Annotated in this window: 11 protein-coding genes; 9 read left to right on the top strand and 2 right to left on the bottom strand. The window is 45.8% G+C overall.

The window, feature by feature from the left end; translation table 11 throughout:
- Positions 1 to 70 precede the first annotated feature (70 nt).
- On the bottom strand, positions 71 to 829 hold the full coding sequence (locus KI655_RS22255) for a DUF1853 family protein (RefSeq protein ID WP_285408762.1): 759 nt from the start codon (positions 827 to 829) through the stop codon (positions 71 to 73).
- Between the two features lie 106 nt (positions 830 to 935).
- Between KI655_RS22255 and KI655_RS22250 the strand changes: the two genes are divergently transcribed.
- Positions 936 to 1,694: a Nif3-like dinuclear metal center hexameric protein gene (locus KI655_RS22250; RefSeq protein WP_285408761.1), complete on the top strand. Its 759-nt coding sequence runs from the start codon at positions 936 to 938 to the stop codon at positions 1,692 to 1,694.
- A 125-nt stretch (positions 1,695 to 1,819) separates the two neighbouring features.
- Here KI655_RS22250 and KI655_RS22245 read toward each other — a convergent pair whose 3' ends face one another.
- Entirely contained in the window at positions 1,820 to 3,109 is a 1,290-nt protein-coding gene (locus KI655_RS22245) for a citrate synthase (RefSeq protein ID WP_285408759.1), read from the bottom strand.
- Positions 3,110 to 3,525: 416 nt separating this feature from the next.
- Between KI655_RS22245 and sdhC the strand changes: the two genes are divergently transcribed.
- The 8 genes from sdhC (at position 3,526) to sucD (ending at position 13,161) form a co-directional block, all read left to right on the top strand.
- Positions 3,526 to 3,918 carry a succinate dehydrogenase cytochrome b556 subunit gene (gene sdhC / locus KI655_RS22240; protein WP_150893808.1) on the top strand — a complete coding sequence of 131 codons (393 nt, stop codon included), beginning with the start codon at positions 3,526 to 3,528 and terminating at the stop codon, positions 3,916 to 3,918.
- Entirely contained in the window at positions 3,912 to 4,259 is a 348-nt protein-coding gene (gene sdhD / locus KI655_RS22235; protein WP_239841330.1) for a succinate dehydrogenase, hydrophobic membrane anchor protein, read from the top strand. Before sdhC ends, sdhD begins: the two co-directional genes overlap by 7 nt.
- Positions 4,260 to 6,026, top strand: a complete 1,767-nt coding sequence (sdhA, locus tag KI655_RS22230) for a succinate dehydrogenase flavoprotein subunit (protein WP_032551861.1) — start codon at positions 4,260 to 4,262, stop codon at positions 6,024 to 6,026. It begins immediately after the preceding gene.
- 12 nt (positions 6,027 to 6,038) lie between these two features.
- Positions 6,039 to 6,752: a succinate dehydrogenase iron-sulfur subunit gene (locus KI655_RS22225; RefSeq protein WP_150869062.1), complete on the top strand. Its 714-nt coding sequence runs from the start codon at positions 6,039 to 6,041 to the stop codon at positions 6,750 to 6,752.
- 98 nt (positions 6,753 to 6,850) lie between these two features.
- Positions 6,851 to 9,667 carry a 2-oxoglutarate dehydrogenase E1 component gene (sucA, locus tag KI655_RS22220; RefSeq protein WP_285408756.1) on the top strand — a complete coding sequence of 939 codons (2,817 nt, stop codon included), beginning with the start codon at positions 6,851 to 6,853 and terminating at the stop codon, positions 9,665 to 9,667.
- Positions 9,668 to 9,688: 21 nt separating this feature from the next.
- The gene (gene odhB, locus KI655_RS22215; RefSeq protein WP_032551864.1) at positions 9,689 to 10,897 is read left to right on the top strand and encodes a 2-oxoglutarate dehydrogenase complex dihydrolipoyllysine-residue succinyltransferase; all 1,209 of its coding nucleotides are present in this window, start codon (positions 9,689 to 9,691) and stop codon (positions 10,895 to 10,897) included.
- A gap of 225 nt (positions 10,898 to 11,122) precedes the next feature.
- Positions 11,123 to 12,289 carry an ADP-forming succinate--CoA ligase subunit beta gene (gene sucC / locus KI655_RS22210; protein WP_032551865.1) on the top strand — a complete coding sequence of 389 codons (1,167 nt, stop codon included), beginning with the start codon at positions 11,123 to 11,125 and terminating at the stop codon, positions 12,287 to 12,289.
- Positions 12,289 to 13,161, top strand: a complete 873-nt coding sequence (sucD, locus tag KI655_RS22205) for a succinate--CoA ligase subunit alpha (protein WP_004737919.1) — start codon at positions 12,289 to 12,291, stop codon at positions 13,159 to 13,161. The genes sucC and sucD overlap by 1 nt, the downstream gene beginning before the upstream one ends.
- Positions 13,162 to 13,254: the final 93 nt, after the last annotated feature.

Here is a 13,254-nt window from a genome sequence, read left to right as displayed (position 1 = left end):
ATTTTAGCTAGATAATGAGAAGGGTTGATGTGAAAGCATCAACCCTTTTTTGTGCACTTAGAAAGTCGTCTTATCCATGTGGCCAACGTTCTGGCATCACGAACCAGAATTGACCGGACTTTGTTTGGCCATGTACGAAGCGATCACCAAACTCTGTAATGGGTGATTGCTCGAAATCCTCAGTACCTGACGCCCATTGGTTTTTGGTAAGTGGGTACAGCGCTTCTTCAATGAGGTGAGCTTGATTTTGATAGCACCAGTAGCCGTTTACTTGTGTGGAGTTAATATTATAACCTAAACAATGAGTTGGAACTTTTTGTTCAAGAAACGGGTTAATATACAAGCGGCCTTGCATTAACAGATGTTGCGATTGAATATCGAGGTCAGGGTATTGAGCGCGAAATGCTTCAGAACTCGACATCTTGAGCTGGTGGCTAAGCATACGATCAAACTTCTTGTCGAGTTGGTCATGCGCATTAGGACCGTACCAAGTATCTTCATGAAGCAGATAAAACTTAATTGCCACTTCCCAATGCTCCAATTGAGCGTTGCGCTTATCTTCTAGAATAAAGTCTATGGCACCCAATGTTCGACCATTTACATTGATTTGAATTTCATCATGAGCAATGACGTAATGTGGTGAGTTTTCGAACAGAGTTTGGCACAAATGCTGATAAACAAATCCTAATCTTGGATTGCCTTGATATTGGTGGTCATTTGGAAGTGATTGTGGCGATGCAAATTGTGTTAAATCACTGACGGGTTGCTTGCACTCTAATAGTGGCGGTGACTCCATGATCCATTGAAAAAATCGTTGTAATGACGCCATCTATTCCTCACTGATTGGCTAAGGTCTTCCGACCCAAGTATGCTTTCGACATTCTACCCGTAAATTGATATAACCACGTTATCAAAAATGTAAGCTGGAACAAGCAATGAATAACCTACAATTAGAAAAAATTCTTAATGAGAAGCTGCAACCTCAACAGATTAAAGATTACAGCCCGAATGGTCTACAAGTTGAAGGTACGCCTGAAGTAAAACGCATTGTTACAGGCGTTACGGCCTCACAAGCTTTAATTGACAAGGCGGTTGAGCTAAACGCTGATGCACTGCTTGTTCATCATGGTTACTTCTGGAAAGGTGAGCCTGAGCCGATTCGTGGTATGAAAGGCAAGCGCATTCGTACTCTGATTAAGAATGACATCAACCTTATGGGTTACCACCTGCCGCTTGATATCCATCCTGAGTTGGGCAACAACGCCGAGTTGGCTCGATTGCTTGAGATTGATGTAGAAGGTGGCTTAGAAGGGCACCCTCAATCGGTAGCCATGTTTGGTAAGCTACGCAAGCCAATGACAGGTGCGGAATTCGCTGACAAGATTAATCAAGTGCTTAACCGTGAGCCACTGCATATTGCACCAGAGAATGCCGATAAGATGATTGAAACAGTCGGTTGGTGTACAGGTGGTGGTCAAGACTACATTGAGCTTGCTGCGGCGAACGGCTTAGATGCATTTATTTCGGGTGAGATCTCAGAACGCACAACATACTCTGCACGCGAGCAAGACATTCATTACTTCGCAGCAGGGCACCACGCAACAGAGCGCTACGGTATTAAAGCGTTGGGCGAGTGGCTAGCAAAAGAGCACGGCTTGGATGTTGAGTTTATCGATATCGATAATCCAGTATAAGAGCAGATACGGGATGAGGGATACGAGTAGAGAGTACTCCTCACATCAATCTCGCATCTCGTATAAAAAGAAAAGGGTTGATGCTTTCGCATCAACCCTTTTTAACAATCATACTTTAATAACGACTATTCACGTTCGTGAAGAGCTTTAAAGTCACGCTGTTCTTGACCAGTGTACAGCTGACGTGGACGACCGATACGGTTCGTTGGGTCGCTGTGCATCTCGTTCCAGTGTGCAATCCAACCGATAGTACGAGACATCGCGAAGATTACCGTGAACATTGATACTGGGATTCCGATCGCTTTCAGGATGATGCCTGAGTAGAAATCTACGTTCGGGTACAGTTTCTTAGATACGAAGTATTCGTCAGAAAGTGCGATACGCTCCAGTTCCATTGCTACGTCAAGTAGTGGATCTTGGATATTTAGCTCTTTTAGTACTTCGTGGCACGCTTCACGCATTACAGTTGCACGTGGATCGTAGTTCTTGTAAACGCGGTGACCGAAGCCCATTAGACGGAATGGGTCATCTTTGTCTTTCGCTTTAGCAACATACTCTTCGATCTTATCTACGCTACCGATCTCTTCCAGCATACGCAGACATGCTTCGTTTGCACCGCCGTGAGCGGGACCCCAAAGAGATGCGATACCTGCCGCGATACAAGCGAACGGGTTAGCACCTGAAGAACCAGACAGACGTACTGTTGATGTAGAAGCATTTTGCTCGTGGTCTGCGTGCAGAGTGAAGATCTTATCCATTGCGCGAGCAACGATAGGGTTTACTTCGTACTCTTCACATGGGTTTGCGAACATCATGTGAAGGAAGTTTTCTGCGTAGCTTAGGTCGTTACGTGGGTAAATGAACGGCTGACCGATCGAGTACTTGTAACACATTGCCGCCAACGTTGGCATTTTCGAGATCAGGCGGTAAGCCGCGATCTCACGGTGTGTGTCGTTATTGATATCAAGTGAGTCATGATAAAACGCTGCAAGAGCACCAACCACGCCACACATGACAGCCATAGGGTGCGCGTCACGACGGAAGCCGTGGAAGAAGCTTGCGATTTGTTCATGAACCATGGTGTGACGAGTAACGGTCGTTTTGAATTTCTCGTATTCGTCGCGAGATGGGGCTTCACCATAGAGAAGGATGTAACATACTTCCAAGTAATCAGCGTTATTGGCTAGTTGGTCAATTGGGTAACCACGGTGCAAAAGGATACCTTTGCCGCCGTCAATAAAAGTGATTTGAGACTCACAGGATGCAGTGGCAAGAAAACCAGGGTCAAAAGTGAAAAAACCATTAGAACCTAGTGTACGAACATCGATCACTGGCGTACCAAGTACACCTTCCGTAATCGGCAGCTCGATTGGCGCTTGACCTTCAATATGAAGGGTAGCTTTCTTATCCGCCATAACAATCTCCTTTGTTTATTATTTAATCCGTCCAGGATGTTTATGTGCCATTTTTTTACTGGTCTTACGTGGGAAAGTCAATTTTTCTGCAGCTTTGTGTGCACTTGTTAGTGTTTTTTACATTAAATTCGTTAAAAATCTGTGCTGTGTAGCATTATTTGTTACATCAATTGTATTAGAATGTTGCCGTCCGTATAGTGGCGCTGAAAAGTTTGGTTAAAACCTTATAAATGCAAGGCTAAGAAGAAATGTGAGGTGTCTTCGTTAACCTTGTTGTTAACAAATATTTTACAATTAACTCAGGCTCAACTTCAGTTATTTGTTAAGTTAATGTTAAATTTTGCAGGTTTGCGACCAAATTTTGTCCATAACAATATCAAAGGTTATTTAATGACCGTAATGCTCAATGGAGCTGAGTGAGCAAGCCCGTGAAAGAAAGAAAGACAAGACCTGTTAATTTAGATTTGCAGACTATCCACTTTCCTATCACAGCAATAGCTTCCATCCTACACCGCGTGTCTGGGGTGATTACTTTTGTTGCGATCGGAATTTTACTTTACCTATTAAACATTTCCCTCTCTTCCCCGGAAGGCTTTGCGGAAGCAAGCGACATTGTCGATGGCTTTTTCGTTAAGTTTATTCTGTGGGGCATTTTAACCGCTTTGGCATACCACATTGCTGGTGGTATTCGTCACCTTCTTATGGACCTAGGTCACTTTGAAGAGCTGGAATCTGGCGCTAAGAGCGCTAAGGTTGCATTCGCAGCGACAGCGGTATTGTCTCTACTAGCGGGGATCTTAGTATGGTAAACAACGTTTCTACATTTGGTCGTAATGGCGTTCACGATTTCCTACTGATTCGTGCAACTGCAATCATTATGACGCTTTACACTATTTACCTAGTAAGCTTCTGTGCTTTCTCTGGTGATATCTCTTATGCATCTTGGACTCAATTCTTTGGTGGTACGTTCACTAAAGTCTTTACCATGTTAGCGCTGACCTCGGTTCTTGTTCACGCTTGGATCGGTCTATGGCAAGTGCTAACTGACTACATCAAGTGCGCGAAACTACGCGTCGGTCTTCAAGTTGGTGTGGTTGCGGTTCTTCTAGGATATTTCTTCTCTGGTCTGTTTGTTTTGTGGGGTGCGTAAGTGACTATTCCTGTTCGTGAGTTTGATGCCGTAGTAATCGGCGCTGGTGGTGCTGGTATGCGTGCCGCACTGCAAATTTCTGAGCAAGGCCTATCTTGTGCATTGCTTTCTAAAGTTTTCCCAACTCGTTCACACACCGTATCTGCTCAAGGCGGTATTACGGTTGCGCTAGGTAACGCGCACGAGGATCACTGGGAACAACACATGTACGATACAGTTAAAGGTTCTGATTACATCGGTGACCAAGACGCTATCGAATACATGTGTAAAAATGGCCCAGAATCAGTTATCGAACTAGAGAAGATGGGTCTTCCATTCTCTCGTTTTGATAACGGCACCATTTACCAACGTCCTTTTGGTGGCCAATCGAAAAACTTTGGTGGTGAGCAAGCGGCTCGTACCGCTGCGGCAGCTGACCGTACTGGTCACGCTCTGCTACACACGCTTTACCAACAAAACATTAAGCACAAGACAACTGTGTTCTCTGAGTGGTATGCGCTTGATCTTGTGAAGAACGAAGATGGTGCCATTCTTGGTACTACAGCACTTTGCATGGAAACAGGCGAAGTATGCTACTTCAAAGCAAAAGCAACGATTCTAGCAACTGGCGGTGCTGGTCGTATTTACGCTTCAACGACAAACGCGCACATCAATACTGGTGACGGTGTTGGTATGGCGATTCGTGCTGGCGTTCCAATGCAAGATATCGAAATGTGGCAGTTCCACCCAACGGGTATTGCTGGCGCAGGTGTTCTTGTAACAGAAGGTTGTCGTGGTGAGGGTGGTTACCTTCTAAATAAAGACGGCGAGCGCTTCATGGAGCGTTATGCTCCAAACGCGAAAGACCTAGCAGGTCGTGACGTTGTTGCACGTTCAATGATGGTTGAAATCCGTGAAGGTCGTGGCTGTGACGGTCCTTGGGGTCCACACATCAAACTGAAACTAGACCACCTAGGTAAAGAGACGCTTGAATCTCGTCTACCAGGCGTTTGTGAACTGTCTCGTACATTCGCACACGTTGACCCAGTTAAAGAGCCAATTCCAGTAATCCCAACATGTCACTACATGATGGGTGGTGTTCCGACGCAAGTTTCTGGCCAAGCGATCAAGCAAGCTGAAGACGGTAGTGATGTAGAAGTACAAGGTCTATTTGCTTGTGGTGAGATTGCTTCTGTATCTGTACACGGTGCGAACCGTCTAGGTGGTAACTCGCTACTTGACTTGGTTGTATTCGGTCGTGCGACAGGTCTACACCTAGGTGAGACACTTAAGAAGCAAGCGGATGCTAAGCCAGCAACCGAAGAAGACATTGCACGTTCACTAGAGCGCTACAACCGTTGGGAAAACAGCACAGACGGTGAAGATCCAGCGCAGATCCGTAAAGATCTACAGCAATGTATGCAGAACAACTTCTCTGTATTCCGTGAAGGTAAAGCAATGGCTGAGGGCTTAGAAGAGCTTAAAGCGATTCGTGAGCGTCTGAAGAATGCACACCTTTCTGACAAGTCTACAGAATTCAATACTCAGCGTATTGAGTGTCTAGAGCTTGAAAACCTAATGGAAACAGCTTACGCGACTGCTGTAGCGGCTAACTACCGTACAGAGAGCCGTGGTGCACACGCTCGTTTTGACTTCCCTGATCGTGATGATGAGCAATGGCTATGCCACACGCTTTACAATCCTGATACTGAAGAGATGTCTAAGCGTAACGTAAACATGGAACCTATCCACCGTGAAGCGTTCCCACCAAAAGCACGTACGTACTAAGGAGATCTAACCATGAAACTGAATTTCTCTTTATACCGCTACAACCCAGATGTTGACCAGAAGCCTTACATGAAGGACTACGTCCTTGAAGTAGACGAAGGGTCAGACATGATGCTTTTGGACGCTCTTATCCTACTAAAAGAGCAAGATCCAACAATTTCATTCCGTCGTTCATGCCGTGAAGGTGTATGTGGTTCTGACGGTCTTAATATGAATGGCAAAAATGGACTGGCATGTATCACTCCATTGTCTGCACTGTCTGGCCAAGACAAGATTGTGATTCGCCCACTACCGGGTCTACCGGTTGTGCGTGACCTTATCGTGGACATGACTCAGTTCTACAATAACTACGAAAAAGTGAAGCCATTCTTAGTGTCTGATGGCAATGTGCCACCGTCACGCGAAAACCTACAAACCCCTGATGAACGAGCGCATTTGGATGGGTTGTATGAATGTATCATGTGTGCATGTTGTACAACGTCTTGTCCTTCTTTCTGGTGGAACCCAGACAAGTTCATCGGTCCTGCAGGCCTACTAGCTGCTTACCGTTGGTTAATTGATAGCCGAGATACAGCGACAGATGAACGTTTGTCTGATCTTGATGACGCATTTAGCGTTTTTCGTTGCCATGGCATCATGAATTGTGTAAGTGTTTGTCCTAAGGGATTAAATCCGACGAAAGCGATTGGTCACATCAAGACCATGCTTGTAAATCGCTCGGTTTAAGAAATAAAAAAATTGCCGCCCTAGCTGTTTTGGGCGGCCTTTTAATAGCTCGGCTATAAGACCGCAGCAAACGTGAAAACTACTGGTTAAGGGAAAATATGCACAACGGCGTGATGAAGGCATGGCTCGAGTCTTCACACTTGGCTGGCGCCAATGCAACATACGTAGAGGAACTCTACGAACTGTATCTAAGTGACCCCGACTTGGTAAGTGACGAATGGAGAAGCGTTTTTGAAGAGTTGCCTGTGCAAGCTTCAGAAGCGGTGGAACAACCACACTCTCGTGTTCGTGAATACTTCCGACGACTCGCTCAAGAAACAAAGCATTACAGTGTCCAAGTTAGTGATCCAGATGTCGATGCGAAACAAGTAAAGGTTCTGCAACTTATTAATGCTTACCGATTCCGTGGGCATCAAGCAGCAAACCTAGACCCACTAGGTTTATGGAAAAGAGATACAGTCGCTGAACTGGATCCTTCCTTCCACACTCTCACCGAAGAAGACCTCAACGAGACGTTTAACGTCGGCTCTTACGCGATTGGCCAAGAGACGATGGTTCTTAAAGATCTCTACAAATCTTTGAAGCAGACGTATTGTGGCTCTATCGGTGCAGAATACATGCACATGACTAACACAGAACAAAAACGTTGGATTCAACAACGTCTAGAGTCTGTTTCTGGTCAACCATCATTCAACAAAGAAGAGAAGCAAGCTTTCCTAGAAGAGCTAACTGCTGCTGAAGGTCTTGAGCGCTATCTTGGTGCTAAGTTCCCAGGCGCAAAGCGTTTCTCTCTAGAAGGTGGTGATGCTTTGATTCCAATGACGAAAGAGATCATTCGTCATGCTGGTGGTCAAGGTATGCGTGAAGTTGTTATTGGTATGGCTCACCGCGGTCGTTTGAACATGCTGGTGAACGTACTTGGTAAGAAACCACAAGACCTATTCGACGAGTTTGCTGGCAAACACGACGAAACATGGGGTACAGGTGATGTGAAATATCACCAAGGTTTCTCTGCTGACTTCGCAACTCCAGGTGGTGATGTTCACCTAGCGTTGGCATTTAACCCGTCTCACCTTGAGATTGTAAACCCAGTAGTTATTGGTTCAGTTCGTGCTCGTCAAGATCGTCTAGACGATAAAGATGGCAGCAGCGTACTACCTATTACTATTCACGGTGACTCTGCAATTGCAGGTCAAGGTGTAGTTCAAGAGACATTCAACATGTCTCAAGCACGTGGCTTCTGTGTTGGCGGTACCGTTCGTATCGTGGTTAACAACCAAGTTGGCTTCACAACGTCAAACCCACGTGACACGCGTTCTACTATGTACTGTACTGATATCGCTAAGATGGTACAGGCACCGATTTTCCACGTTAATGCAGATGACCCAGAAGCAGTAGCTTTCGTTGCTCGCTTGGCACTGGATTACCGTAATACGTTCAAGCGCGATGTTGTTATCGACCTTGTTTGTTACCGTCGTCACGGTCACAACGAAGCAGATGAGCCGAATGCAACTCAACCGCTGATGTACCAAAAAATCAAGAAGCATCCAACACCACGTAAGCTATACGCAGACATCCTAATGGAGCGCGGTGAGTTTGGTATCGACACAGCAACTCAGCTGGTCAACGAATACCGTGATGCTCTAGACCATGGTGAAGTTGTCGTTAAAGAGTGGCGCCCAATGGCACTGCACTCTGTAGACTGGAGCCCATACATTGGTCACGATTGGAACATCGATTGGAACAGCCAAATTGATATCGAGCGTCTAAAAGAGCTTGGTACTAAGCTGTGCCAATACCCAGATAGCCACAAGTTACAAAGCCGAGTAAACAAACTGTACAACGATCGTACTGCCATGATTAATGGTGAGAAACAAGTCGATTGGGGTATGGCGGAGACGCTTGCGTATGCGACTCTGGTTGATGATGGTAAACGTATCCGTATTTCTGGCCAAGATTCAGGCCGTGGTACTTTCTTCCACCGTCACTCTGTTCTACATAACCAAACAGATGCGAGCACTTACGTTCCACTAGCGAACATTCACGATAAGCAGGGTCCTTTCCAAGTATTTGACTCAGTACTATCTGAAGAAGCAGTTCTGGCATTTGAATACGGCTACGCAACAGCAGAGCCAAGCGGCTTAACCCTTTGGGAAGCACAGTTTGGTGATTTTGCGAACGGCGCTCAAGTAGTTATCGACCAATTCATCTCGTCTGGTGAGCAAAAATGGGCACGTCTATGTGGTCTAACAATGCTGCTTCCACACGGTTACGAAGGTCAAGGTCCAGAGCACTCTTCTGCACGTCTAGAGCGTTACCTACAGCTATGTGCTGAACAGAACATGCAGGTTGTTGTTCCATCAACACCAGCTCAGGTTTACCACATGATTCGTCGTCAGGTTGTACGTCCAATGCGTCGTCCTCTGATTGTAATGTCTCCTAAGTCATTGCTGCGTCACCCACTGTGTACATCTTCACTTGAAGACCTTGCAGAGGGTACATTCCAACCAGCAATCGCTGAGATTGATGACATCAAGCCAGAGAATGTGAAACGTGTAGTGTTCTGTTCAGGTAAGGTTTACTTCGACCTACTAGAACAGCGCCGTAAGAACGAACAAGACGATGTTGCTATTGTGCGTATCGAGCAACTATACCCATTCCCTCTTGAGGAAGTTCAAGCTGCGATTGCACAGTACACAAATGTTGAAGATTACGTTTGGTGTCAAGAAGAGCCACAAAACCAAGGTGCTTGGTACAGCAGCCAGCACAACTTCCGTGCTGCGATTCCAGCGGGTGCTGATCTTAAATATGCAGGCCGTCCTGCCTCAGCATCACCTGCAGTTGGCTACATGTCAGTACACTTGAAACAACAAAAAGCGTTAATTGGAGACGCTCTGACCCTACTTTCGAACTAGAAGTAAAAGGAAAACACAGATATGACAATTGAAATTCTGGTTCCAGATTTACCTGAATCGGTGGCTGACGCAACAGTCGCAACTTGGCACAAACAACCGGGTGAAGCGGTTGAACGCGATGAAGTCATCGTAGATATTGAAACTGACAAAGTGGTTCTAGAAGTACCAGCTCCAGAAGCTGGTGTTCTAGAGGCAATCATCGAAGAAGAAGGTGCAACAGTACTTTCTAAGCAACTTATCGCTAAGCTTAAGCCTGGCGCGGTTGCTGGTGAACCAACGACTGATACAACAGAAGATACTGAAGCATCTCCAGACAAGCGCCACAAAGCGACGCTTTCTGAAGAGAGCAATGACGCGCTAAGCCCAGCAGTTCGTCGTCTTCTAGCTGAACACAATCTACAACCAGCTGATGTTAAAGGCACTGGTGTAGGCGGTCGTATCACTCGTGAAGACATCGATGCACATCTAGCGGCAGCGAAATCTGCACCTAAAGCAGAGGCTCCTGCAGCGGTAGAAGCACCAGCAGCAGCTCGTAGCCAGAAGCGTGTGCCAATGACGCGTCTACGTAAAACAGTCGCTAACCGTCTGCTTGAAGCGAAGAACAGCACTGCAATGCTAACGACGTTCAACGAAGTAAACATGAAGCCAATCATGGACCTTCGTAAGCAGTACAAAGACCAGTTCGAGAAGCGTCACGACACGCGTCTAGGTTTCATGTCTTTCTACGTGAAAGCAGTAACTGAAGCATTGAAGCGTTACCCAGAAGTAAACGCGTCTATCGACGGTGATGATATCGTTTACCACAACTACTTCGACATCAGCATGGCGGTATCTACGCCACGTGGTCTAGTAACTCCAGTACTTAAAGACTGTGACACTCTAGGTTTCGCTGATATCGAAAAAGGCATCAAAGAGCTAGCGATCAAAGGCCGTGACGGCAAGCTAACTGTTGATGAGCTTATGGGTGGTAACTTCACTATCACGAACGGCGGTGTATTTGGTTCACTGATGTCAACGCCAATCATCAACCCACCACAAGCGGCTATCCTGGGTATGCATAAGATCCAAGAGCGTCCAATGGCGGTTGACGGTAAGGTTGAAATCCTACCGATGATGTACCTAGCGCTATCTTACGACCACCGTCTAATCGATGGTCGAGAGTCAGTTGGTTTCCTAGTAACGATTAAAGAGCTACTAGAAGATCCAGCACGTCTCCTATTAGACGTTTAATATCGCTAAAACGTCTAGTTGTGCTCAACAGCTAGACGTTGATAGTTTCAAAGGCTAGGCTAGCTCGACGTCTGGCCTTCACTTGAGCTGAAGATTACTTGTTAAATATTCGCTATTTATCTGAGTTATCTTGGCTGATTTGAGAAGACCCTACAGACGTAACACAGATAACTGTGTCGTTATGGAAATAATAATCCCTTAAGGGAAAATAAACGGAATATCAAAATGAATTTGCATGAATACCAAGCCAAACAGCTGTTTGCAGAATTCGGTTTGCCTGTACCAGAAGGTTTCGCATGTGATACAGCTCAAGAAGCTTTCGAAGCAGCGGGTCGTATCTCTACTGAAAAGAAAGTTGTTAAGTGTCAAGTACACGCTGGCGGTCGCGGTAAAGCGGGCGGTGTAGAACTACATGACACTAAAGAAGGCGTTAAAGAGTTTGCTCAAAAGTGGCTAGGTAAAAACCTAGTGACTTACCAAACAGATGCAAATGGTCAGCCTGTAACTAAAATCCTAGTTGAAGAAGCGTCTAACATCGCTAACGAACTTTACCTAGGCGCAGTTGTAGACCGTGCAACTCGTAAAATTGTATTCATGGCGTCTACTGAAGGCGGTGTGGACATTGAGAAAATCGCTGAAGAAACTCCTGAGTTGATTCACCAATCTGCGATTGATCCTCTAGTAGGTCCTCAAGCTTACCAAGGCCGTGAACTTGCGTTCAAACTTGGTCTAGTTGGCGACCAAATCAAACAGTTCGTTAAGATCTTCATGGGTCTTGGCCAAATGTTCTCTCAGTACGACCTAGCTCTACTAGAGATCAACCCACTTGTTATCACTGGCGAAGGCAATCTTCTTTGTCTAGACGGCAAGATCAACATCGACTCAAACGCGATGTACCGTCAGCCTAAACTACGTGAAATGCACGATCCATCTCAAGAAGATGAGCGCGAAGCACACGCAGCACAGTGGGAACTGAACTACGTAGCACTAGACGGTAACGTTGGCTGTATGGTTAACGGTGCAGGTCTAGCAATGGGTACGATGGATATCGTTAACCTACACGGTGGCAAACCAGCAAACTTCCTTGATGTAGGCGGCGGCGCAACGAAAGAGCGTGTAGCTGAAGCATTCAAGATCATCCTTTCTGATGACAATGTTAGCGCAGTACTAGTAAACATCTTCGGTGGCATCGTACGTTGTGACATGATCGCTGAAGGTATTATTGGTGCGGTTAAAGAAGTAGGCGTAACAGTACCAGTTGTTGTTCGTCTAGAAGGTACAAACGCAGACCTAGGTCGTGAAGTACTTGCTAATTCTGATGTTGATATCATTGCAGCTGAATCTCTAACAGATGCTGCTCAGAAAGTTGTTGCTGCTGCGGAGGCGAAATAATGTCTGTACTAATTAACAAAGACACTAAAGTAATCTGTCAGGGTTTCACTGGCGGTCAAGGTACATTCCACTCAGAGCAAGCTATCGCATACGGTACGCAAATGGTTGGTGGTGTATCTCCTGGTAAAGGTGGTCAAACTCACCTTGGTCTTCCAGTATTCAACACAGTACGTGAAGCAGTAGAAGTGACTGGCGCAACGGCAACAGTTATCTACGTACCAGCACCTTTCTGTAAAGATGCAATCCTTGAAGCGATCGACGCAGGTATTGAGCTTATCGTAACGATCACTGAAGGTATCCCAACAACAGATATGATCGATGTGAAAGTGAAGCTAGAAGAAACTGGCGTTCGCATGATCGGTCCTAACTGTCCAGGTCTTATCACTCCAGACGAGTGTAAGATTGGTATCATGCCTGGTCACATCCACAAGAAAGGTAAAGTAGGTATCGTATCTCGTTCAGGTACTCTTACTTACGAAGCAGTTAAACAAACAACAGACGAAGGCTTCGGTCAGTCTACATGTGTTGGTATCGGTGGTGACCCAATCCCAGGTTCAAACTTCATCGACATCCTAAAACTGTTCCAAGAAGATCCTGAAACAGAAGCAATCGTAATGATTGGTGAAATCGGTGGTACAGCGGAAGAAGAAGCAGCAGCGTTCATTAAAGAGAATGTAACTAAGCCAGTTGTTTCTTACATCGCAGGTGTTACTGCTCCTCCAGGTAAACGTATGGGCCACGCTGGCGCAATCATCTCTGGCGGTAAAGGTACTGCTGAAGACAAATTCGCAGCACTTGAAGCAGCAGGCGTTAAGACAGTTAAGTCTCTTGCTGACATCGGTAAAGGTCTACGCGAGATTACTGGTTGGTAATCAGAGCTTTACAGTGATAGATAATAGAAAGGCTTGGTCGATGACCAAGCCTTTTTTGTATGTGCTCTAAGGTAAGTTTTGAAGATACGAGAT

This window comes from Vibrio sp. D404a (assembly GCF_030248535.1).
In the GTDB taxonomy this organism is placed as follows: domain Bacteria; phylum Pseudomonadota; class Gammaproteobacteria; order Enterobacterales; family Vibrionaceae; genus Vibrio.
The sequence above is the reverse complement of the archived record's forward strand: the minus strand, read 5'-3'. Positions and strand labels throughout refer to the sequence as shown.